Source organism: Pseudomonas sp. PB120, assembly GCF_009761815.1.
GTDB lineage: Bacteria > Pseudomonadota > Gammaproteobacteria > Pseudomonadales > Pseudomonadaceae > Aquipseudomonas.
The window spans coordinates 13,870-37,174 of record NZ_RWIN01000045.1 but is presented as its reverse complement, the minus strand read 5'-3'; the positions used below and the strand labels follow the sequence as shown (position 1 = coordinate 37,174).

Genomic DNA, 23,305 nt, shown 5'->3' with positions numbered 1-23,305 from the left:
ACTCGGCAGCCCGTCCTGATGGCCAGCGATGCCTGGACCCTCAGTTCAAGGAGATACACATGAAACGTTCTGTACTGTTAGGTCTGTTCGTTACTGTCTCACTGATGGCGTCCACCTCGTTTGCGGCAGACGACCTCTGCGCAACCAATCTGAAAACCATCGAGAATGCCAAGGCACAGATTCCTCCTGAGATGAGTGAACAGGTCATGGACAGCGTCAAGCAAGCCAAAGAGGATCAGGCAAAAGGTACCAAGGAAGGGACTGATGATTGCATCGCCGAGACTACGCAAACCATTCAGGATCTGAAGAACGCGAGTAAAGGCGGGAAGTAACCCATTAGCTGGTCAGCATTCGATCCGCCTGGTTCCGCCAGAGATGAAGCAAAACAAAACCCGCCCCGTGCGGGTTTTGTTGCATCTGGGGGCCAACAATTTTTCCATCTCCTTACTGAGGAAACCGAATTACTGCGCTGCTTCGCAGTCTTTTAGGTAGGCTTTATCCATTGTGGCTTTTTCGACCTCGGCCGAGCCAACCGCTCATACGGCAATGCCGAGACTATTCGTTCGAGGAGATATTCATGAAACGTGCCCCACTCGCGGGTCTGTTCATTGCTGCTGCACTGTTGGCCTCACCCGTATTTGCAGCGGACAACAACCTTTGTACGAGCAAGCTGCAAGAGCTCAAAAGCAAAGTGAATTCGCTGCCGGCGTCCTCCGGAAACGTCGCAATGGAGATCAAAAGACTGATGTCCAGCGCCGAAGCCTCCCAGGCCTCCGGGGACGACAAAAAATGCGTCACCGAGGCCACCCAGGCATCGGCGCTCGCTGACCAGCAACGCAACCAGCCGACCCCATAATTCGTAGCGGCCAACCTTCGGGTTGGCCTTCTCATGCGGGTTGGCGTACACTGCACAGGCTTGTTGCTCACCATGATTCACAGAGCAACAGGCTCGGGGCCGTTTAGGATTCGACGCCGGTTGCGAAACTTTAGGTGCATGCCGAGTTGGTAACAGAACTCGTAAATCCACTGTTGCAACTACTTATAGTTGCCAATGACGAAAACTACGGCCAGGAATTCGCTCTCGCTGCGTAAGCAGCCTTAGCCCTGAGCTTCTGGTACCTTCGGGTCCAGCAATCACCAGGGGATGTCTGTAAACCCAAAGTGATTGTCATATAGAACAGAATCGCCGTGCAGTACGTTGTGGACGAAGCGGCTAAAACTTACACAACTCGCCCAAAGCACCCTGCCCGTCGGGTCGCTGAGGGTTAACTTAATAGACACGGCTACGCATGTAGTACCGACAGCGGAGTACTGGCGGACGGGGGTTCAAATCCCCCCGGCTCCACCAACTCAACAAAAAAGACGTCCTAGGACGTCTTTTTTTGTGCCTGAAATTCAGTAGAGCCAACGCGTCCACTTCTAAGCAATCTACTCAAAAGCGATTCTTGGATATATCCCACTGAGCAGCGAACCGGCGTTCGGAACGATTGCCTCAAGATTCAGATGATCCAGCATGCGCCTGACGGTGCACACGGCAGTAGAAATTGTCGGGATCCCCATCATGTCTTCGATCGCCTGAATGGCAGGCAGGGAGGGCATTTGCACACATGCCGACGCCACGATCACATCCGCCCCTTGAGTATTGAGCCGTTTCACGTCCTTTAGAAGCTGCAGGGGGTCACGCAGACCGACTTCAAGGTTGTCTGGAATTTCAAAGCTGATCGAATCAATGACTTCAATGCCCTCGTGCTGGATGTAATCGACAACCAGCTCGGTCAAGGAACACATGTAAGGCGCCATGAGTGAAATGCGCTTCGCACCCATTATTTTCAGCCCCTCGATCAGCGCACCGGCAGACGTCATCACGGTCGCCAGGCAATGATTCGCACGAGCAATGTCCAATAGCTCACGCTCTGTTTGTCGATGATACCCACGGCCACTGGCCATTATCGCCACCAGGCAGGCCGTGCTCATCACATCCACACGCGCATCCGACAGTTCGGCCGCACAACGAAGCGCTTCCTTGTTCATGGCGGCTAACTCTTCCTTAGTCACCTTGTGCATGCGCATTCGGCTGGAATGGAAGGTAAATCGCTCGGGGAGTATGGCTTCCCGCGCATGCAACATTGCGGGAATCTCAGTCTCCATGGTGGTGTTGGAGCTCGGGACGATCTGGCCAATGCGAAAGGGACGTACGAGTGTCATGAAGCTCTCCGAAACGTGAAATTATCGACGTAGTTGTCAAATTAATCTACCAAATTTGACTATAGTGTCAAACACAAAACAAACATGTCGACACAACACGCAATCAATAGAGAAATGGAATGCTGCAGCTGAAAAATCAATCAGCGCTCGGCAGGAATTGCCCTGAGCGTTTACGCCCGGCTCACCGGGCGCAAACAATGGGTCATTCGGCTGTGATCATGCCTTCAAGACGATCAATGTCTTCGCGCAACAGGCCGATCATATGCGCAACACCGCCCGCACCTGACGCATCGCGTCCGGCCACCAGGCCTTCAAGCGCAATTGCCGTCAATTGACTGGAGAGCTGCTCAGGGGTCAAGTTGCTGGTCTTCTCGCCATGGGGGTACCAGAAGGCCACCCAATTACAGACGCCCAGCAGTGAAAATGCAGCCATCTCATCGTTCACAGCGCGACAGGACCCTTCACGGATGGACTGCGCCACCAGATCGGTCAATGCCGCCAAGGTTCGCTTTCGGGCCGTTCGGTACTGCTTGGCCAAGGCTTCCGGAAACGCACCCTCACTGGTCAGCAGCAAACGAAAGCGTTGCGGATGCTGGGCCACTTTGCAGGCCATGTTGGTCACGCCTTCGCGCAATCGGTCCATTGCGCTTGCGCTATCTTCAGCAGCCAGGCGTTCCAGGTCCCGAGCAGTCTCCAACGTGAAACCACGCACCAGCGTCTCGAGCATTTCATCCTTGCCCTTGACGTAGTGATAGATGCCGGTACGTGTCAGGCCAACGGCCTCGGCCAGTTCCTGAAGCGATGTGCCCGCGACCCCTTTCTGCGCAAACAGGCGTTCAGCCGCTTCCATCAACTGGTTCATCACCAGCTCGTAACGGGCCGGCGCTTTGTTTTTAGAGGTATTGGACATGAGGTGCAGTAGATCCCATTCAAAGTAGCCGCAGAATGCCAGCGCCAGCGGCACAGGACAAGATCGGTCATGATCTCTGCACTTTAGTGAGGGATGCAGGTGTTACCGCATCTAAAGAGCGGGAGCGCAGCACCGGTCGCGGCAGCCCCCCTTGAAACCAGAACACCAGGCTGGCCAGCAATGCAAGAAATGCGGGCAGGGATGCGGCCAGCAACAACGACTGCGAGGTCCACCCCAGGCGCATCAACTCGCCCCCGATCACCGGCCCGACGATCGACCCCAACCGGCCAACACCCAACGCCCAGCCAGCCCCGGTGGAGCGCATGGTGGCGGGGTAAAATACCGTCGCCAGCGCGTTAAGTGCGCTTTGCCCGCCCAGCACACAGAATCCTGCAATCGCGATGACGATAGTGGCGCTGACCATCGATGTGGCCACTTGACCCAGCACTGCTATCGCCACAGCGGCGACGGCAAACATGCACACCATGACGGGCCCGAAGCCCCGGCGGTCAACGAACCAGCCCAGGACCAGGTTGCCGATGATCCCTCCGGTCCAAAGCAATGTACCTGCCAGCACCGCCGAAGAAGTGTCGTGGCCGGCATCGTGCATGATGACGGGTAGCCAGCTCGCGAGAAAATAGGCGCCCAAGAGGTTCATAAACAGGATGATCCACAGCATCGCGGTGCCCAACCCGCGCGAGTCGCGAACAAGGTCAAGCAAGGAGGAGCGCTTGCCAACCGGTGCATCCCTCACCTGCAATCGGGTGTCCGGCTGCAGGTGCAGCGCGCCATCAATACGGCGCAGCCAGCCCCTGACACGATCCAGCTTGCGCTGACGCAGCACCAGAAACTGTATCGACTCAGGCATGATAATCAGCATCAAGACAGCCAACAGCAAAGGCGCCGCCGCACCGACCAAAAAGACGGATTGCCACCCCAGGGGCTCGATCATCATTACCGCCAATGTCCCGCCCAATGCGCCCCCAACCACAAACCCGCAAGAGGTCAACATCACCAGGGTGACGCGGTTACGCAAGGGGCTGAACTCACCGGCCATGGCCATGGCATTGGGCACGATGGCCCCCATGCAGAACCCGGCCAGGAAACGCAGCACAAGCAGGTCGCGAACGGTGTCAGCCGTTGCGGTGGCCGCCATGCCGGCACTCAAGCCGATCAGGGCGATGATCAGAATAAGTCGTCGCCCCAAACGGTCGGCAAGAATCCCCGCCAACGGCGCCCCCACGGCCATGCCGATCAGACCGGCACCAAACACTGGCCCCAGGTCCGACTTGTTGATACCCCATTGCTGAATGATCGCCGGCGCGACGTAGCCCATGGCCTGAACGTCAAACCCGTCAATGATCATGCAAATCCCGCACATCACCAGCACCAGCACTTGCAAGCGACTCAGCCGACTGTTGTCGATCACTTCGCCCACGTCGATCGTGTTCATGATTGGCTCCATCAAGCATCAATTGTTGTTGTTATTGATTGATACGCGCCGGGTGACCGGCACTTCTGCCTCGGGTTCAACCCGCCGCCACCTGCGACGACGGAACACGCTTTTCCACGGCAGCGACAAAGTACGGATCGCGTTGGCGCAAGTCATCGTGAGAGACCTGGCCGGTACGCCCCATGTAGTCATAGGCGAAGCTGACCGGGTCCAGGTGCAACTTGTCGGCGACGTTTTCGTACCAGTCCAGGCTGCGTGCCGCGGCGGTCTGGAAGCTGGTGGACGCGCCGCGTCGCGCCGATTCGAACAGGTCGAATGCGGCGCGCACATCAGCGGGATGCTCCACCAGCGCACGATGTAACGCGATCGCATCCTGCATGGCCATGCGTGTTCCGGAACCCAGGGAGAAGTGCACCGTGCGCAGGGCATCGCCCAGCAGGACGACATTGTCGTGAGTCCAGCGTTCGTTACGCACGACGTTGGCTTCGAACCACAGGGAGCGATTGCTCAGCAACTCGTTACCCCCCAGGTCGGCGGCGAAAATCTCACCGCAAATCCGCCGGCTCTCCTCTTCACTGGCGTGCTCCAGACCCGCCCGCTGCCAGGTCTGGGGGTCAACTTCCACCAGGAAAGTGCTCAACTGCGGGCTGTACTGATAACTGTGGGCGATGAACACGCCGTGCTCACTCTCACGGAAAATCAGTGACACCGGATGGAAGCGTTGCCGGGTGCCGTACCAGGCGAACTTGTTGCGCCGACCTTCGAAGCTCGGTTTGAAGTGGTCGGCGTAATGGGTACGGACACGGCTATTGGTGCCATCAGCCGCAACCAGAATATCGACCTGGCTGGCCAAGGCGTCGAAGTCTTCAATGCGCTGGCCGTAATTGACCTGTACACCGGCGCGCTCACAAGCGTTCTGCAGGGTGTGCAGCATGTCGATCCGCGAGGTCCGGGAAAAGTGATTGCCGTGAACCTGCACGTGCGTATCGCGGTGAACGATTTCGAGGAAATCGCACGCCACATGGTGCGCAATGAATTCCTTGTGAAATTCCGGATCCGCTTCGGCAAACGCGGCCAGCCCGACATCGGAAAACACCACCCCCCAGCCATAGGTTGCGTCGCGGGAATTCTGCTCGTAGACCACGATGTCATGGCGTGGATTATGTTTTTTCGCCAAGAGTGCGAAGTACAGGCCGGCAGGCCCGCCGCCGACGATTGCAATTTTCATGAGGACACCTCGGAGTCAGGCGCTTTGAGCACCTGTGCATGATTACTCTGATAACTGAGCAGGGCTTGGCGGAAGACGTCAGGGATGACAATCCCTTTGCGTTCGTCTCGGGCGACGCACACGGGGGTGTGGGTGGCAATGAATACGATGTCGCCGGCCTGAGTGCGCGCGGTCAACGTCAGCACGAAGCTGCGGCTACGGATTTCGCTGACCTGCACCTCGGTATCGAACTCGTCGTCCGGGCGCATCGATCCACGAAAATCGAAGGCCAGCGCCCGGGTCGGCGTGCCGAAGCCATGGTGCTGTTTGGCATGCTGCGGCGACATGCCCAGCAGCTGTTCGTAGAACAACTCTGCGGTGGAAATCACGTACTCGCCGAACACCGGCGTATACACCACGCCAGCCGGATCGCAATCGCCCCACTTTACCCGGCGCCGAACAATGAACGGCACCTGGCTGATCACTGCTTCCGTGGTATTCATGAGGCACGGGCCTCTTCCAGTGCCATGCGTTCAGCCAGCACACGCTTGAGCGCAGGCTTGTCCAGCTTGCCGACCTTGGTCACCGGGAAGACGTCGATCAATTCGATACGCTCCGGAGACTTGAACCTGGCCAGGCCATGCTCTACCAGGAAGTCACTGAGCCCTTTGAGATCCGGCAACACTGCGCCCGTACGCGGGATGATAAAGATGCAGCCTTTTTCGCCGTAGATCGGATCGGGCATTGCCACCAGTTTTGCGTCGGCAATCGCCGGATGGCGGCATACAAAGCTTTCCACTTCTTCGCAGCCGATCTTCTCGCCGCCGCGGTTGATGTTGTCTCGCAGGCGGCCTTCGAAGGTGTAATGGGTCACGCCATCAACCACATGGGCGGTCATCATGTCTCCCGAACGGTAGAAACCGTCCGAAGTGAACGCACCGTGATTGGCGGCCGGATCATCGAAATAACCGTTCAGGGTCGAGGGTCCCCGGAAACACAACTCACCCATCTGCCCAGCCCCGACAGGTTGTTCGCTGTCGGGATCGAGCAACCGCAATTCGTCGTAGGCGCAGCCCGACGAGCCCTGGGTCTGATGCCGAACGTATTGCGGTGCATCCGGGGCGGCGCCGAATAACAGGCCCTCGGTCAAACCGTAGAGGTTGGAGCACGGCACGTTCAAATGAGCTTCGAGAATCTCCGAGCGGCTCATGGTGGCGAACATCTTCAGCGAGCTCAGGTCATGCTTGCTCACCTCCTGATAGGCCAGCAGCTGTGGGGCGACCGGCCCGATGGAGATGGCATGAGTCACCTGGTGCCGCTCGATCAGATCGAGCATCAGCGGAATGTCGACCCGGGACATCAGAATGGTGCTCATGCCAAACAGGAGCGGCGGCAGTAGCACGTAGAGCTGCCCGGCGTTATGCAACAACGGCAACGACCAGATGACCTTGCTCTGCTCATCAACCTGATACAGCTTGGCCAGGTCCCGAGAATGCCCCAGGTATTCGGCGTGGAAACGCGGAATGATTTTCGGTGTTCCTGTAGTACCGCCAGACAACTGGAAGCTCAGGACGTCTTCACTGCCCAGCTTCACTCGCGCGAGACGGTCGCGAGCGACGTCCAGTGGCATGTTCGCAATCATGGATTCGACGTTGGCCAACCCGTCGAATTGCCCGCGCACCACGATCAGGTGCTCGAGGGTGCTGCTCTGGGCGAGCATGCCGCGAGCGAATGCCACCAGATCGTCACGGCCAAAATCCGCCTGAACGAAGTAACCCCGGGCCGACGACTTGGTGGCCAGCTGACCGATTTCGACTTCACGGTGCTGAGGCAATGAGCAGACCGGAACAATGCCAGACTTGAAGCAGGCCATGAGCACGATCACGGTTTGCAGCGAGGTGCCGAGCTGGAAGATCGCCCGGTCACCCGTGTTCAGTCCCATGTCCAACAGGGCTGCGCCCAGCCGCTCGCTGGTCTCGTCGAGTTCGGCGAAAGTCAGGCTGGCATCATCGCAAACGAATGCAATACGTTCGGGGTAACGCGCGGCCGTTTCACGAAGGACCTGGCCGACGGTCGCATCGACCCAGGCGTCGTTGGCAAAATATTCAGTGGCACGTTGCGCCACGGGATAAACCACCCCGGCGATGGGGCTGTGTATACCTTTCATTTACTTCTTGCCTCCTGCTGCGGGACAAACTTCCCGTAGCGGTTACTTATTTTTATGCAAGTGCACGGCATTCAGGGCAGTTTCGGGAGGGTTGCGTTCACGCCAGGCGCGCAACTCGACATCCCGTTTTTATCCATTCGCCAGGGCAGGTGCGATCCGCACAACATCCCGGTCCAATACCTCGATAGTGCCGTGTACGCCGCCGGTGAACAGTCCGTACCAGATGGCCGGTTTGACCCCCAGCACGCTGCGGCGAAACTCGATGGGCGCATCGGCATCGATACGGTCATAGCCCTCCATCGGCACCACCCGGCAGTCATCGCGGTGAGCGGCGTCCTTGATGATCGAGGAAAACTCTTCGACCTGCGGGATGTACAACCGAACCGGCGCGCTGCCACTGCCGTTTCGGGCTTCAATCAGCTGCGCCTTGCGCGCCCACACCTCGTCGATTTCAGTGACCCGGCGACCGTCGTTTCGCGCCTTGTCTTCTGCGTCCAGCGCGGCCTCCAGCGTCAGCAAGCCATCGCTGGCATCCAGCGCTCCCAAGGCCCGCAACTTGCGGGTGAATTCGATGAAATAGCCATTGGGGTCACGCACGTAAATCGACTCGATGACTTCATGGCGGGTTTCCACCGAGACATTCAAACCTTGAGCTTCCAGTCGGTGCTTCCACGCTTGCAACTCGCCTTCGCTCTGGACCTCCCACGCAGTATGGGTTGCGTCGAACACATGGTCGTCCGGCGCCGGACGCATGTCGCTGCGGCCTTCAAGTGCGTCCGGCTGATCCGAACCCAGGTAGTAGAAAAAGGCGATGGTGCTGCCCTTTCCGCTGTCGAAGAAAAAGTGCAGGAAGTCGGGGTGGGTTTCCGGTCCCCAACCTCTTGCAGAAATCACATGAATCAGCGGCAAGCCGAGCTTGTCGCGGTAGAACTCGATGGTTTCCCGCAGTTTCCAGGTCGGTCGCGCGGTGTGATCGACACCGTGCAGCTGCAATGTAGCGGGGGTGGGTTCCAAAGCGGTCATGGACGCCTCCAGCGTGGATGAATTGAGGGGCAGTTGGATTACTGCGCAAAATGCTGCTGCAGCCAGGCCGACAGGCGTTGGCCTGCCTCACGGCGACCTAAAGGGCCATCAGGCTGAATAGATCGGCCATGGTGGTCGCCGCTGACACGGTGGTGCTGTTTGTCCGCGGAACCCAGTGCATCGAAAATCGTTTGCACATCGCCAGGAAAACAGGCTTGGTCCCCGGTGTACTCGACCACCAGCGTCGGCTGGGTCAAGGCATAAGCCGCTCGCGCCAGCGACGCATTGGACGACAACGCCGACCAGGTGGAGAGCCAGCTTTCGGGGGTGCATTGGCGGGCGAAACCGACAGCGCCATAGTTGGAAATGTAGGGGTCGCTACCCCACAAAGAGCCGAAACGGCGTTCGGAGGGGTCCAGGCTCAGGTCGAAACAGCGCAGGTCGGCATCGGTACGCCAGACGTTGATGATTGGGGTGTGGGCGGCAACGCGGCGATCTTCGATGCTGGCATCGCGGCCCAATTCCTTGACCCGCTGGCGCGCGGCTTGACGTCGCTGGATCAGTTCACGAGCGCGCTGGTCGAGCCGAGCAACACGCTCACGCTGGGCTGCGCGGTAACGCTGAACGAACGCCGGTGAATAGTGGGTATCGCTCGGGCCATGAAACCCGTTGCCCGGGTTCAGCGGATCGAGCGTCGGGTCGATTGACAGCGCATCGTTTTCATCGGTGACCGACGGATCGATACAGTTCATCAACAACGCCCCCTGCCCCGGATGCGGACCGATGAACACCAATCCTGCCGGGAGCGGCATGTTCAACCCGGCCAGCAAGGTCGGGCGGCCGCCAGGGGTTTTGCTGATGCGCTTGTCACTCGGCAGCGAAGCCTGCTCAGTGTAGAACGCATACAAACCGGCCCCCCCGGAATTGCCCAGCAAGATGATGCGTTTGAAGCCGATGGATTGCAGATGATTAAGACCGGCAGCCACGTCGTGCAAAGCCAGTTCGTGCTCCAGGCGCAGGTCATTGCCGACCGACCGGGGCGCCTGGGACCAGGCGGCATAGCCAGCTTCGACGATGTCGGGAATCAGGTAATGGCAGGCCATGAACTCACGAGGGTGCATGACGCAAACCACGGTGTCGGTGGCCGTGGCGGGCTGGTACAGCGAACCGGAAGTTGCAGCCTTGTCGGCGGTACGCAAAACCACGTTGGTCGTGGTGGTACCCGCCGGCACGTTCCGTGGATTCCAGTCGGTATTGAGGAATCCGGCAGTGGCTTGGGAAGACGAGTGACTGTTCATTATTTTTCTCCAAACATCCGAGCAACGATGTGCATGGATCTAAAATCCTCCAAATCGACACACATGTCAAATACAAAACATATGTGTCAATTATGGAGAACAAACACAAACGCCTAATATCAGACTAATTAGTCAATTATTTATCCAACAGAAAACCAGCGAACGCTAAAAGGTGAAGGGGTATTCGATGATCACCCGCACTTCGTCCAGATTGGGTAGATCTGCACGCTGCACCGCCGCGTCCGAGCGCAGGGTAGCCTGCCTGACCCTGAATGACAGATCCTTTGCCGGCCCGCTCTGGACCACGTATTTCACCTCCAGATCGCGCTCCCAACGGCTCCCGTCGGTAATCGTCTTGTAACGTGAATAGGCGCCTGCGCCATAACCGCTGCCGTCGATACCATCGCTCGTGAGGTAACGCCCCATCAAGGCCAGGCCAGGAATGCCAAACGCGACCATGTCCAGGTCGTAACGCAATTGCCAGGAATGTTCGTGGGGAAGGTTGAAGTCGGCGTTCTGCGATTTGTTGGCGAGAAAGGCAACGGCATCACCCGGCTGGGTGCCGAACCCCAGGTAGTCATAGGGCTGATTACCGTTGACCACCTGCCGCCCAAGCGTCAACTTGTGCGGGCCGCGCTTGTAGGCCAGGCTCGCCGACCAGGTGTTGTTATCGATTTTTCCCGCAAGGGCTTTGCCGCTGTCTTCCGTGTGAAAACCGGCCAGCGACAAACTGACGGACTGCAAATTGTCGATGGCCCAAACGTAATCGGCGCTGGCGAAATACTGATTCCAGATGTCCTGATAGTTGGCTGCGAACGCGCCCAGCTTCACGTTATCTGGAGCCTTGTAGAAGCCGCCGAAATAATCGACACGCTTGGCGTCGATTCGGGCATAAAACGCACTCAGCGGCCCATCATTGTTCGTGGAGTTCACCCCGTTTCCCGAGGTGAAGTGCCCGGCGTCGAGGCTCAATCGCGGGATGTCATTGCTTAACAGCTGGAACCCTTGCGCACTGGACGGAAACAGACGCGCGTTAGCCATCGCGAACACTGGATTGAGCGGCATCAGATTGCCGTATTTCAGTTCGGTAGCGGACCATCGCATTTTGACCGCCCCGCCCCCTTCGGACCATTCATTTTCCGGTTCGCCTTTACTGTCAGTCGGCAACAGATTCAGTTGTGAGCGCTGACGACTGCCATCGAGCTTGAGCCCTAGCATCCCGTAGGCATCAAGGCCGAAACCGACAAGCCCCTGCGTATAGCCCGACTTGTAATCGAGAATGAAGCCTTGCGCCCACTCCTGGCGCAGATTGGTGGGGCCATAGTCGCTGCGAAAATCACGATTGAAGTAGAAGTTTCGACTGAGAAGCTTCGTCTTGCCGTCTTCGAGAAAGCCGGCGGAATCACTTTGATCGAGAGCGAAAGAGGCGGTTGAAAAACTCATGAGCACAGCGACCCATGTCACCTTTGAATAGATAACTGTCATGTTCTGCTTATCCTGTTTTTTTTGGATTTGTTCAGGATTTATGTTTGGAGCGTGACCCAGTGGATACGGTGCAAAGCACTGGCACAGCGCTCCCGTTTTTTATTGTGTGCTTGCGACAACCCCAAGCGTTGCATGGCGCCGGCATCAGCCCCCGGCAAGCCTTCCCTTCCTGCCGAAATCAATCATGATCCGGGTGCATGACGTCGTCAATCATATAAGTCTAATATTCGACACAAAGGTGAAATCCATCAATTACCACCGCTCAGCGCAAGCGCGAGCTCATCGACAAACACACGGGTTTTGACGGGAATGAGCCGACCCGGTGGCATCACGGCATACACCCCTCCATCGAGGGTGCCGAACCATCCTTTCAGGACTCGCACGAGGCGCCCTTCCTGGAGTGCGGCGCCCACCAGCCAATCTGCAACCATGATGATTCCCACGCCATTGAGCGCGGCGGGTAAAAGCGCTTCCGAGCTGCCAGAAACCAACGAGCCTATTGGTCGAACCGTCAACTCCGTCGCGCCATTCTTGAGCACCCAGTTGGGCCAGGTACTGATGCTGCTGAATCCCAAACAATTATGATCGGCCAGATCTTCGGGCCTGTTGATGGCGTCATGCTGTGCCAGGTACTGCGGCGAGGCATACAGCCCTGTGTTGTACGAAGCGATCTTTCGAGCGGTCAGCGAGCTGTCTGCCAGTGACGCGCCAAGCCGGATGGCGACATCAAAACCGTCCGAAACGACATCGACGTACTGGTCGGTGTATTGCGCGTCGATACGGATCTTTGGATATTTCTGGAGGAAATCCGGCAACAACGGGGCAATGCAGCGATGCCCGAATGCCATGGGAAGCGAGACCCTGATCAGCCCCTGCGGGCTGGCGGCATGATCCATCGCCTCGTCGCCCGCACTGGCCAGTTCGTCAAGCAAGGTTCTTACGCGCTGGTAATAATTGCGCCCCACCTCCGTCAGGTTTACCCGGCGTGTCGTGCGCGTGAGCAGGCTCACGCCCATGCGTTTTTCCAGCTGGCTGATGCGCCGGGAGACGATGGTTGGATTCTTGGAAACCAACAGGCTTGCCCCCACGAAACTTTTAGCTTCCACCACCGCCAGGAAGGTCACCATCTCTTCGAGATTCAAGACCTCAAGCAGCTGATTCAGATTTTGCATGAGTTAATTCCTGACGCTGCTGATTATCGCTAAAGGACCGATCGATAAGCTCCCTGCTCCCTCAATGGAGTTCCCGATGAAAAATTTTCTGAGTATTGGTTGTGGCAAGGGCATCGGTTTGGCGACTGCCGAACGCTTCGCCCGCGAAGGGTTTCGGACCACATTAACGGCCCGCACCGGCAGTACGCTCGGCGCGATGGTTCAGGCACTGCGAGATAAAACCTTCATGGCTGAATCAGCAGTGCTGGATGCGTCGAATATTCAGGCCGTGTCGACGTTGGTTCGCGAGATGGACGACAAACTTGGAGTTGATGTACTCCACTACAACGCCGCCGCACTGCGCGCCGATACCATCGCAAGCCAGGCCACCGAATCCTTCGTGCCTGACCTCGCGGTAAACATCGGAGGTGCGTTGGCCGCTATCCAGGCCGTGCTGCCAGGTATGGCCAAGCGAGGCGGCGGTACCATCCTGCTGACCAGCGGCGGCTTCGCCTATCACCCGTCTCCAGACTATCTGTCGCTCAGCATCGGCAAGGCGGGTTTGCGCGCATTGGTGCAAGCACTGTATGCCCCGTGCCGCGCGCAAAATATTCACGTGGCCATGGTGACGGTGGAGGGCCACGTAGACCATGCGACAGCGATTCCTGAAAATGCGGCCGAGCATTTCTGGCAGCTGTACAGTCAAGCGCCAGGTAGTTGGACAAGCGAGGCTTACCACAGCTGGTAAGGCGGCGAAAAACCTATAGGCGACGAGCCTAATCAGTGGAGGTCAGCGCCCGTGAAAGCAACATTCGAAGCGTTGCTGGCTTTCGACAGGTCGCGACCTCCGCTTTTTCCCAGCGCCATGCTGCCTGCACATCAATGACCGGCGACCACCTGGCTGGACTGCCTGCCACCGTGGGCAAAGCCGTGAGCCCGGGCTCGAAACGCGATGGCCAGGCTTAGCAGGAGCAGGATCAACAACGCCCAGGGAAAGGAACTCACGCCCCATTCACCGAGCAACACACCACCCAATAATCCACCGCCAGCGATAGCGCTATTCCAGACGACGACGTTCATGGAAAGAGCAACGTCGGCGCCCTCACCTGCCACATCGGCAAGCGCGGTTTGCAATAAGGTGGCGGCGCCACCAAAGGTCAGCCCCCAGATAAAAACACCCAGGTAAATCGCCACGGCGGAGCCAGAAAACAGGCCCAGGAAAACCGAAACGGCGGCGAAGGTTGCGAGACTGGCCAACACTGTCGTTCGAAGATGCCGATCAACCAGCCGCCCTGTTACCCAGATCCCCGCCAGTGCGGCAACACCAAATGCCAGCAGTACCAGATCTACGTCACTGGCCAAGCCAGCCTCGGCCACAAAGGGTGCTACATAGGTGTAAAGAATGTTGTGAGCCAGCATCCAGGTGAAGACGACGCCCAGCACCGAACGTACGCCGGGTGTGGAAAATACCTCTCGCAACGCCATGCGTTGTGACGATGACTGGCCTGGGTAATCCGGCACTTTGACCAGCACCCACGCGATCAACACCAGGGTCAGTGCCGACATCACCCCAAACGCCATGCGCCAGCCTATGATTCCGCCCAGCCAGGTTCCCAAAGGCACGCCCAGCGACAACGCGATAGGCGTTCCTACCATCGCTACCGCCAACGCGCGCCCCTGCAATTGAGGGGCAACCATACGTCGTGCATAACCTGCGATGAGGCTCCAGGCCAGCCCCGCTGAAACACCAGCAAAAAACCGCGCAACCAGCGTCAGCCAATAAGAGGAAGACAGCGCCGTGATGGAATTGAATACCAGGAAGCCGACAACTGTCAGCAGCAGCACCGTCCTGCGACGCCAGCTTTGTGTGGCTATCGTCAGCGGAATGGCTGCCAGCAGTGATCCCAACGCGTAAACGGTCACCATCTGCCCAGCCAAGGACGCCGAAATGCCGAGCCCATTGCCGATCTGGGGCAGCAAGCCCGCTGGCAATGTCTCGGTCACAATGCAGATGAAACCCGTCATCGCCAGCGCAAGTAGCGCACCGAAGGGAAGCGTGTCGCCCTGTCGTTCATTGGTAGCCATTTGTCCCTCTCCTCCTACTAATATACTGATCGATATAAATATAGGGAGACACAAGCAAGTGGTCAACGACATATGTATCGATTAGTATTTAAATAATTCCAGAGGAGGACCGACATGGCACAGATGGGACGTCCGCGCACGTTTGACCGTGACGTGGCAATCACGCAGGCACTGCATTTATTCTGGGAGCATGGCTACGATGCGACCTCGCTCAGCCTGCTCAAGGCCAGCATCGGGGGCGGCATTACCGCGCCGAGCTTTTACGCCGCGTTTGGCTCCAAACAGGCCTTGTTCAATGAGGTCATGGAGCGCTACCTCACCACCCATGGGCGGGTCACCGACAGCCTGTTTGACACTACCTTGCCGCCCAGGCAGGCGATCGAACTCACCCTTCGCCGCTCAGCGAAAATGCAATGCGAGCCCGACCACCCAAAAGGGTGCCTGGTGGCGCTAGGCTTGATGAGCGCTTGCTCGGACGAGAGCAAGACGATTTCCGAGCCTCTTGCGCAGGCAAGGCGCTTGAACCGCGCAGCCATGGTTGCCTGTATCGAACGCGCCATCGCTGAGGGCGTACTGCCGACAACGGTAACCCCGGCCCCCCTCGCCGCCGTCTTCGACAGTTTCCTTCTGGGCTTGTCGACGTTGGCGCGCGACGGCGTTCCACATGCCACGCTGGATGCCGCGGTGACTCAAGTGATGGGGATATGGGACAGCTTGCGTATTGATCACGACATGCAACCGAACAATCAGGCCCTACTGACCAGCTTCAATTCATAACCGCCCGCACAACAGGCGTGGATGTGCCCGATGCCTGTTACGTGCGGCCCCGTCACCAGCAGGTCCTCATTCGCGAGCCGCTCCAGCAATCGTACTCTCGTGTCGAGGGCCTGGACCGGGTCCATGTCAAAACCGATGCTCCAATGCGGATAGCGCAACTGCAACAGTGTCGAATGTATGACGTCACCCCAGATAAGTACGCGCTGACCACCGCTCTCAATCTGAATGCCACTGTGCCCTGGCGTATGCCCGTGAAGCGGGATCAAGCTGACGCCAGGGATGATTTGTGCGTCGGCAGGGAGCGCCTTGATACGCGGCGCATAGGCTGTCAATGCCGAGCTCGCCAATGTGAACAGGCCCGCCTGCGACATCTGAGGATGTTTTTCAGGTGAGCCCGGATCGCTCCAGAACGCCAACTCCTCTTGCGAAAGAAAGAGCGTCGCATTGGGATACAACGCACCGCCGTCCTCTTTGACAAGGCCTCCGACATGGTCCTCATGCATATGAGAAATTATGACGCCCTGAATCTGGTCGAGCGCATACCCGGCAGACAGCAACGCCGCTGATGCTTTTCCGAAGCGAGGCCCCAGCTCGCGACCACACCCGGCATCGATCAGCCAAAGCTCATCATTTTTCTTCAAAAGGAATGCATTGATCGGTTCAGGCGTGGGTCCTGATGCAGGAAGACCTACGCTTTCGAACAATGCGGCACCTTCCTCGGACGCCGCTGCGCTGATCATGTCGGTACTGCAGAGAAAAATCCCGTCCAGTAACGTGACTAGCGTGAATTCGCCGATGGTGTGCTCTTCAATCATTTCTTTATTCTCCAGATTGACCAGGCAGGTTCGCCGCGAGCGTCTTCACGCTTGCGCTCCAGCCTTTGAGTGATGGATAAATTGCACGAGCAACGCAGTCGCTGAAGCGATCAACGCCATGGCCATCACCGCGGTCCAGCCGCCGGACTGCCAGCCGAGGCTGCCAGCGGCGGAACCGGCGGCGCCGAACGCAAACTGGGAGGCCATGAAAATGGTGTTGAAGCGCCCTCGGGCAGTGCCAGCGAGAGCAAGGATTCGCGACTGGTTGTAGATAAGCGACATCTGCAAACCGGTCGTCATCAGAATGGCGCCGACGCCAAGCCCCACCAGATTCACGAACGCAATCATTACGAAAAAACTCGCCACGACCAAACCGATACCGACGTGACCTGCGTACTGGCCTGCAAGGCGCAACCCTGGTGGTGCAAGCATCACACCGACGAGTGCCACGACCCCGAACAGCCCCGCCGTACCGCTGCTGAGTCCAAACGCCGGGCTTTGCAGCAAGAGTGTGAGAATCGTCCAGAAGGCACTGAATCCGAAGAACACAAGGCTTTGCACCAGTGACGCCTTTCGAAGTTCAGCGCCATCGCGCACGACTTCAAACAATGAAACAAGCAACTCAATGTAGGAAGCGCGTGATTGCGGTTGGCTGGGCGGAAGTTTCAGCGCGAGCCCGGCCAGCATCATCAGGGAAAGCGCAGCGCCCACCAGGAACATCGCACGCCAGCTGAAGCAGGCCCCCACAAACCCGGCAATCACTCGCGCCAGCAACACCCCGACAAGCAGCGCGCTGGTGATTGATGCGAGCACTCGCTCCCGGCTGCTCGCCGGGGACAGTTCGGATGCGAGCGGGATGATTTGCTGGGCAATCGTCGCGAACACCCCAATCATGATGGACGCCATTGCCAGGCTATACAGTTCGGGCGCTACGCTCGCGCAAAGTGTCGCGACGGTGAGGCCAACGCATTGAAAGAGTATGAGTCGGCGACGGTCCAGCTTGTCGCCAAGTGGCACAAGGAGAATCAAGCCCAAGGCATAACCAATCTGTGTCGCAATCGCCACGAGACTGACTTGGGTACCGATCCCGAAGCCGTCCGCGATCAACCCAAGCAAAGGCTGGTTGTAATACTGGGTGCCTACTGACAGGCCGGTCGCCGCTGCAAGCAGAAGTACCAGCCCCCGGCTCATGCCTGCGCCCTCGGTCTGCGGCGTGGGCTTTATAGATGGGGCGTTCATAACGTGTTCCTCCAGGCAACGAGATGCCATTGCCTGCAGAAAAACCGCAAACAACGAAAAATTCAGGGGACTGTATTTTTTGCGCTAACAGCGCTTATGGCGGCTGACAGGAATGCCAAAGGAAACCTGCAGACCTCATCGAAAGATCAAGCGGACGGGAGAGCCGTCCATCCATGCAAGCAGATTGCAGACGGTCTCTTCGTAAAAAACCTTGTAGGTGTTTCGAGTGACGTAGCCGATATGCGGGGTGGACAGCACGTTGTCCAACGTCCGGAACGGGTGGCCAGTCGGTAAGGGCTCGGTATCGAATACATCGAGCGCGGCGCCCGCCAGCGCACGCTTGGCGAGCGCTTCAATGAGGGCCGCTTCATCAACCAGCGGACCGCGCGAAGTATTGACCAGCCACGCGCTCGGTTTCATCAATGCAAGCTCCGCTGCACCGATGATGCTCTTGCTTCGCTCGGACAAAATCAGGTGAAGCGAAAGCCAATCCGATTCCTTCAGCAGCGTTGTTTTGTCTACGAGCGTTGCGCCAGCGGCCTCTGCCGCAGTTGCGGTGAGGTGTTGGCTCCACGCAATGACCTTCATCCCGAATGCCCGGCCGACCGCAGCGACGCTCGAACCCACGCGTCCCAGCCCAAGCAGCCCAAGCGTGCTGCCTTGAAGATCGTTCCCGACGCCTGTTTGCCATCCGCCTGAGCGAATGGAGCCCTGCTCGGCCGATAAATGCCGCGCCGAAGCCAGAATCAAGGCCCAGGTCAGTTCCGGCGCGCCATTCGTACGACCGCCTGTGGCACTGATCAGGATGCCCTGCCGCAACGCCGCCTCGATATCGATCGAAGCGTTTTGCGCAGCGGTTGAACAGATGAATTTGAGATTGGGCAGTCGACTCAAAATCTCAGCCGTTAACGGCGTCCGCTCACGCATGACGCAAATCACATCAAAGGGGTGAAGCCGCTTCACCAACGAGCCGGCATCCGCCAGAGAGTCCTGAAATACGGTGATCTCTGCTCGCGCGGCGACGGGCGACCAGTCCGCACTGGAGAGCGCTACACCTTGGTAGTCGTCAAGAATGGCTACTTTAATCACGTGACGTTCCTATATGCCATTTGGTCCGCAAGCCCCCCAAGTCAACGGCCACCACCAGTGCCTGGGTTCGACGCCGAGATATTGACCGATCGATACATATCTGACAAATTGCTGCTCGCGATGGCACCTATCTCTGTGAGCGATGAATACGAAAACGCTTCGAAACCTCGACCTGAATCTCCTGCATGTGTTTTCCGTGCTCATGGAGGAGAAAAGTGTCAGCAAGGCGGCTGAACGACTCTTTATTGGTCAACCCGGTCTTTCGGGTGCACTGCGACGCCTGCGCGAGGCATTGGATGATGAATTGTTTGTTCGAGTTGGGCGGGGCCTGCAGCCCACACCAAGGGCGCTCGCGATTGCACCGGACATCGCCAGGGCGTTGTCCACCATCGAGCGTGCGGTGCGGGCGCCAGACGTGTTCGATCCTGCCGCGTGGGAGGGTGAATTGCGCATTGGCATGTGCGATAACTTCGAGGTGGCCTTTCTTGGGCCGCTCACGGCACGAATCCGCGAGCTCGCACCGCGCTCATGTGTATTGGCCGTGGCTTCGACAAAGCGAGATTCGGTTCAGCTTCTCGAACAGGGCGCTTACGACGTCAGCGTTTCCGTCCACGAAAATCCACCGTCGTGGCACCTGTGCGATCCTCTGTTCCAACAACGTCTTGTATGCCTTTATGACCCCAGGCAGCTAAACCTGACATCGCCACTGAGCATCAATGACTACGCGAAGGCTCAACATGTCATCGTTTCGTCGGAAGGCGACGGCGCGACAAACCTTGACAGTGTGCTCAGTGCTGCCGGGGTCAGGCGCGACATCGTCGCTGGCGTTTCAAGGCATGCGTCAATTGCGCCGTTATTGCTGTCAGTACCGGCCATTGCAACTGTTCCCGAGATAACGGCCTATTGCCTGGCGCCGCTTTATGGCCTTCAGGTCACCGCGTCGCCGCTCGAATTACCACTGGAGCAAATCTCCATGTTGTACAGGCGCACTGACCAAATGGACGGCCGCTCCATTTGGTTCAGGAATATCGTTAAAGACGTCATATCAACAACACTGGCCAGTCGCGCGATGCAGGATGCAAGGGTGTGACGGCCTTTTCCTGATCGTCGGCAAAGCCGTCGATAACACCCGCCCCCCCTGAGATACCCCCTCCGGCGTTCTACCGCCGAGTACCCCTCTGAGAATCCGTGCGAAAAATATTCAACGCATGTAGGAAATTTCCCACGATTGAACATGACATCTTGATGACAAAAATTTCATAATGCACATCTCCCGCCACCTATGACTGAAACGCCATGAAATAAAAAGCTTGCTATCAATTTTTTTGACGGCAAAATGGCGTCAAATTGTGGCCACATGCCACTACACAAATCAGATCTTCCAGGCTTACGCAACAAAACAACGCTCCACCGCCTGCTCCTGCTGGAGCTATTCGCATCATCGAATTGGCGTGAGGGGGGGTGTTTGCAAAATGAATGGACTCAATGATCAAGCAAATTTATGCCTCTTCGCAGCTCACCGCTGTGGAACAGCAGGATATCCAGCATTTCATCAAAGATGCCCGCAGCCTGCGTTGTTTGAGCCAGCCAGACGCCGACACCCAAGTGTGGCTCGGCAATCACCGCGCCCTGGTGTTCAAGGTGTTCGATATCCATCGCTTGAGGCAACGCTGGCGCGCCCGCTGGAAACTTCCCTGCCCGATTTACGGCCAGCGTTATGGATGGGCTGAGCGTGCCAATGCGGTGCGCTTTGGCGACCTCGCGCTACCCGGCCTGTCGGTTCGCGCCTACCTGGAAAGCGCCCACCCGTTGCTGTGCGCGCGTCAGGTCGTCGCCTACCCGTACCTCGAAGGCTACGACACCCTGCAACAAATACTGGAAGCCGGCCATGCACCCTTTGCCGCGCTGAACGCGGTTGAGCCCGTGCTGCTGAAAATGGCCCAGGACGGTGTGTTTCACCTGGACCTCAATTCCCGCAACGTGATGCTCGACGCCCGACACAACGTGCGCATCATCGACTTTGAATACATGGCCTGGCAGCAACGTCAGCCCGGCGCGATGTACGCCTACTACCTGGGTTACCTGTGGCAGAAGTGGGCCCGCAGCAGCCTGCTTTCCAGCGATTTCGACCACTGGTTCGACACGATGCTGGAACAACGCCAGGCCCTTTTCAGCGAAACCAAAGACGACCTCCTGGCCAGTTTCCACCTGGGCAAGGAGCGTGAGCTGTCGCGTTCGCAACGCTATCGGATGTTTTCATGAACCTGTTTCAACAGCTGTTGACGCGCTATCGCCTGATGCGCTGGCGCAAAAAGCTCAAGGCCGATCGCGGCTTCAACCTGCGTGTGCGCAACCCTTCGCAGTTTCTGCAGAACCTCGATGCACAAGGCGTGAAATACGTCGTGCTGCGCTGGTACGACGAACTGCCCCAAGTGCTCGACCGTCGCGTGGCCGACGACGTCGATCTGCTGGTGGAACACGGCAGCCTGGCACGCATTGCCGCCGCGGTACCGTTCTTCAACCTTGGCAAAAAGGCCGACAAGGTCAAGTTCGACCTGTACAGCGACTCCGGGCGCAACGGCCTGTCTTATCGCCGCATGCCCTATTACCCGCCGATCCGTGCCAGGCACTTGCTGGACACGCGCGTCGCCGATCCCCGCGGTTGGTATCGCATTGCGCCTCACGCGTACATCCCGGCGCTGGTGTATCACCTGACCTACCACAAGCGCCAATCCAGCGGCCTGCGCCTGTCGCCTGAAAGCAGCGATGCCAGCCGTCTGAAGGCGAAAAAGGATTACCCGGCGCTGCTGCAGGCCGAGGCGCGCAAGGAAGGCGTAGCGTTGCCGCCTTTGTCGAGCCTGCTGGAAGCCCACCAATGGTTGCAGAGCCAGGCGTGGTCGATGCCCTTCGACCTGATTAAACGCTGGCCCGACCAGGATGTCTGGCTCGATGAACTGTACCGCTATGAAGCCGCACAGATTGATTCGATTGCAAATACGGCCGCGCTGGATGACGACCTGGTCGTGCTGGTCACGCGCCAGGAGTCCCGCGACCCCGAATGCGAGTCGTACATTCTCGAGGCCCTCGCGCAACACGCCGGCAGCGTGGAACACATCGAACTGGCCGAGCAGCAAACACAGCGTCTGCTGTGGTGGGCCCGCGGCGGCAATTGGCTGGCGTCCAAACACTACACCCTGAGCGCCCCGGCCTTGCTGATCAAATGCCGCCTGCCCGAAGGGGCGGCGGCGCTCAAGGAAACCATTCGCAAGCAACTGTCCCAGCGTCATGGCAAGCAGAACTGGCTGCATGGCACCGATGACCTCAACGAAACACGCTACTACCTGACGCTCCTCGACAGCCAGGCGTATCCGCTACCCGCACCTCATGGAAGACCTTGAAATGAAGCTGCTCATCGTCTCGCGTCAACAACGCGCGCGCTCCTTCGACACACTGTTTGCCGGGCTCTGCGCACAGTTCAGCGACGTGGAGATCCACAAGCTGGAAAAGGCCGAAGTGCACAACATCAAGTCCTACCTCGCCCGAGTGGACCTGACGCAGTACGACCGGGTGCTGTTCGACATTCCGCTGCGCCGCATCGGCCCGGCCTGCAAGGCCCTGCGCTCTATCCAGGGCCTGATTTTTTATGAGGAAGATGCTTGCCAGGAACTCGTAGCCGAGAGCAAGTACACCGAACAGTTCTCCAAAGATTTCGCCTTGTTGAGCAATGCGCGCATCGTGGTCACCAGCTACTTCATCCGCGATTACCTGATCGCCAAGGGTATCGATGCCTACTGCATTCCCAAGGCTTTCGACGACAGCACCCTGAAAAACCTCGACACGCCCCGCGACATAGCGCTGGCCTTCATCGGCCGCACCAAGAGTCAGGTGTACAACGAGCGACGCAGTCTGCTGGAAAGCATGGCCAAGCGTTTCGCCATGCAAACCCTGCGCACCGAAACCCCGCAGGAATACCTGAACCTGCTCAATCGCATCGCCGTGTTCATCAGTGCCGACATCGGCTTCAACGAATACATGGCCAAGAATTTCGAAGCCATGGCCTGCGGCTGCCTGTTGCTGGCCAAGCGGCAACCCTCGGAAGACCAGGCCCTGGGCCTGATCGACATGCACAACGTGGTGCACTACGACACGCTGGAAGAAGCGGCCGACAAATACCAGCAACTGCAAAACGACCCGGCCCTGCTGGAGCAAATCGCCCGCAACGGCCTGGACCTGGTCAACAGCCGCCATGCGCTGTCCCTGCGCGTTCCGGACTTCGTCGCCGTGATCAAGTTGCCCGCCAAAGCCGTTGAGGTCGCACCGCGCGGCGTGTTCGAACGGCTGATGCACCGCCTCACGCGCCAACGTCAGGCCTGTCACTGAACAAGGCCGACCGCCCGTCGA

General features: G+C 58.2%; 22 protein-coding genes and 1 other RNA gene. 9 read left to right on the top strand and 14 right to left on the bottom strand.

Going from position 1 to position 23,305, the window contains the following annotated elements:
• Positions 1–59: 59 nt before the first annotated feature.
• From EJA72_RS09030 to ssrA, 3 genes are all read left to right on the top strand, one after another.
• Complete coding sequence (locus EJA72_RS09030; RefSeq protein ID WP_157711139.1) at positions 60–332, top strand: hypothetical protein; 273 nt, start codon at positions 60–62, stop codon at positions 330–332.
• Between the two features lie 245 nt (positions 333–577).
• Entirely contained in the window at positions 578–856 is a 279-nt protein-coding gene (locus EJA72_RS09025) for a hypothetical protein (RefSeq protein WP_157711138.1), read from the top strand.
• 95 nt (positions 857–951) lie between these two features.
• Positions 952–1,348, top strand: a transfer-messenger RNA (tmRNA) gene (gene ssrA / locus EJA72_RS09020).
• A gap of 80 nt (positions 1,349–1,428) precedes the next feature.
• Here the strand turns inward: ssrA and EJA72_RS09015 are convergent.
• From EJA72_RS09015 to EJA72_RS08970, 10 genes are all read right to left on the bottom strand, one after another.
• Entirely contained in the window at positions 1,429–2,205 is a 777-nt protein-coding gene (locus EJA72_RS09015; RefSeq protein ID WP_157711137.1) for an aspartate/glutamate racemase family protein, read from the bottom strand.
• Between the two features lie 202 nt (positions 2,206–2,407).
• A complete protein-coding gene (locus EJA72_RS09010; RefSeq protein WP_157711136.1) occupies positions 2,408–3,115 on the bottom strand; it encodes a TetR/AcrR family transcriptional regulator in 708 nt (235 codons plus the stop codon).
• Positions 3,116–3,182: 67 nt separating this feature from the next.
• Complete coding sequence (locus EJA72_RS09005) at positions 3,183–4,568, bottom strand: MFS transporter (RefSeq protein WP_157711135.1); 1,386 nt, start codon at positions 4,566–4,568, stop codon at positions 3,183–3,185.
• 76 nt (positions 4,569–4,644) lie between these two features.
• Entirely contained in the window at positions 4,645–5,796 is a 1,152-nt protein-coding gene (locus EJA72_RS09000; RefSeq protein ID WP_157711134.1) for an FAD-dependent monooxygenase, read from the bottom strand.
• Positions 5,793–6,278 (bottom strand): thioesterase family protein, encoded by a 486-nt coding sequence (locus EJA72_RS08995; RefSeq protein ID WP_157711133.1) that lies wholly within the window; start codon positions 6,276–6,278, stop codon positions 5,793–5,795. The genes EJA72_RS09000 and EJA72_RS08995 overlap by 4 nt, the downstream gene beginning before the upstream one ends.
• Positions 6,275–7,942: an AMP-binding protein gene (locus EJA72_RS08990; protein ID WP_157711132.1), complete on the bottom strand. Its 1,668-nt coding sequence runs from the start codon at positions 7,940–7,942 to the stop codon at positions 6,275–6,277. The genes EJA72_RS08995 and EJA72_RS08990 overlap by 4 nt, the downstream gene beginning before the upstream one ends.
• Positions 7,943–8,071: 129 nt before the next feature.
• Complete coding sequence (locus EJA72_RS08985; RefSeq protein ID WP_157711131.1) at positions 8,072–8,965, bottom strand: VOC family protein; 894 nt, start codon at positions 8,963–8,965, stop codon at positions 8,072–8,074.
• Between the two features lie 38 nt (positions 8,966–9,003).
• Complete coding sequence (locus tag EJA72_RS08980) at positions 9,004–10,263, bottom strand: alpha/beta hydrolase (RefSeq protein ID WP_157711130.1); 1,260 nt, start codon at positions 10,261–10,263, stop codon at positions 9,004–9,006.
• A gap of 165 nt (positions 10,264–10,428) precedes the next feature.
• Complete coding sequence (locus EJA72_RS08975) at positions 10,429–11,748, bottom strand: OprD family porin (RefSeq protein ID WP_157711129.1); 1,320 nt, start codon at positions 11,746–11,748, stop codon at positions 10,429–10,431.
• Between the two features lie 248 nt (positions 11,749–11,996).
• On the bottom strand, positions 11,997–12,920 hold the full coding sequence (locus EJA72_RS08970) for a LysR family transcriptional regulator (protein WP_157711128.1): 924 nt from the start codon (positions 12,918–12,920) through the stop codon (positions 11,997–11,999).
• Positions 12,921–12,996: 76 nt separating this feature from the next.
• Here EJA72_RS08970 and EJA72_RS08965 point away from each other — a divergent pair, with 76 nt between their 5' ends.
• Positions 12,997–13,647 carry an SDR family oxidoreductase gene (locus EJA72_RS08965; protein ID WP_157711127.1) on the top strand — a complete coding sequence of 217 codons (651 nt, stop codon included), beginning with the start codon at positions 12,997–12,999 and terminating at the stop codon, positions 13,645–13,647.
• 131 nt (positions 13,648–13,778) lie between these two features.
• Here the strand turns inward: EJA72_RS08965 and EJA72_RS08960 are convergent, their stop codons facing one another.
• Positions 13,779–14,984: an MFS transporter gene (locus tag EJA72_RS08960; RefSeq protein ID WP_157711126.1), complete on the bottom strand. Its 1,206-nt coding sequence runs from the start codon at positions 14,982–14,984 to the stop codon at positions 13,779–13,781.
• 114 nt (positions 14,985–15,098) lie between these two features.
• Between EJA72_RS08960 and EJA72_RS08955 the strand changes: the two genes are divergently transcribed.
• Complete coding sequence (locus EJA72_RS08955) at positions 15,099–15,761, top strand: TetR/AcrR family transcriptional regulator (RefSeq protein ID WP_157711125.1); 663 nt, start codon at positions 15,099–15,101, stop codon at positions 15,759–15,761.
• On the opposite strand, the gene EJA72_RS08950 is transcribed toward EJA72_RS08955, so the two are convergent.
• From EJA72_RS08950 to EJA72_RS08940, 3 genes are all read right to left on the bottom strand, one after another.
• Positions 15,731–16,576, bottom strand: coding sequence for an MBL fold metallo-hydrolase (locus tag EJA72_RS08950; protein ID WP_157711124.1), 846 nt, complete (start codon positions 16,574–16,576; stop codon positions 15,731–15,733). The two genes, EJA72_RS08955 and EJA72_RS08950, sit on opposite strands and share 31 nt — an antisense overlap.
• Positions 16,577–16,621: 45 nt before the next feature.
• Positions 16,622–17,869: an MFS transporter gene (locus EJA72_RS08945; protein WP_256679661.1), complete on the bottom strand. Its 1,248-nt coding sequence runs from the start codon at positions 17,867–17,869 to the stop codon at positions 16,622–16,624.
• Positions 17,870–17,950: 81 nt separating this feature from the next.
• Positions 17,951–18,904 (bottom strand): D-2-hydroxyacid dehydrogenase family protein, encoded by a 954-nt coding sequence (locus EJA72_RS08940; protein WP_178129201.1) that lies wholly within the window; start codon positions 18,902–18,904, stop codon positions 17,951–17,953.
• A 142-nt stretch (positions 18,905–19,046) separates the two neighbouring features.
• Here EJA72_RS08940 and EJA72_RS08935 point away from each other — a divergent pair, with 142 nt between their 5' ends.
• The 4 genes from EJA72_RS08935 to EJA72_RS08920 all read left to right on the top strand — a co-directional run bounded on the left by EJA72_RS08935 (position 19,047) and on the right by EJA72_RS08920 (position 23,284).
• Positions 19,047–19,994 carry a LysR family transcriptional regulator gene (locus tag EJA72_RS08935; RefSeq protein ID WP_157711123.1) on the top strand — a complete coding sequence of 316 codons (948 nt, stop codon included), beginning with the start codon at positions 19,047–19,049 and terminating at the stop codon, positions 19,992–19,994.
• 395 nt (positions 19,995–20,389) lie between these two features.
• Complete coding sequence (locus tag EJA72_RS08930) at positions 20,390–21,166, top strand: phosphotransferase (protein WP_157711122.1); 777 nt, start codon at positions 20,390–20,392, stop codon at positions 21,164–21,166.
• Positions 21,163–22,302, top strand: a complete 1,140-nt coding sequence (locus EJA72_RS08925; RefSeq protein ID WP_157711121.1) for a hypothetical protein — start codon at positions 21,163–21,165, stop codon at positions 22,300–22,302. Before EJA72_RS08930 ends, EJA72_RS08925 begins: the two co-directional genes overlap by 4 nt.
• A 1-nt stretch (position 22,303) precedes the next feature.
• A complete protein-coding gene (locus EJA72_RS08920; RefSeq protein WP_157711120.1) occupies positions 22,304–23,284 on the top strand; it encodes a glycosyltransferase in 981 nt (326 codons plus the stop codon).
• The last annotated feature ends 21 nt before the right edge of the window (positions 23,285–23,305 follow it).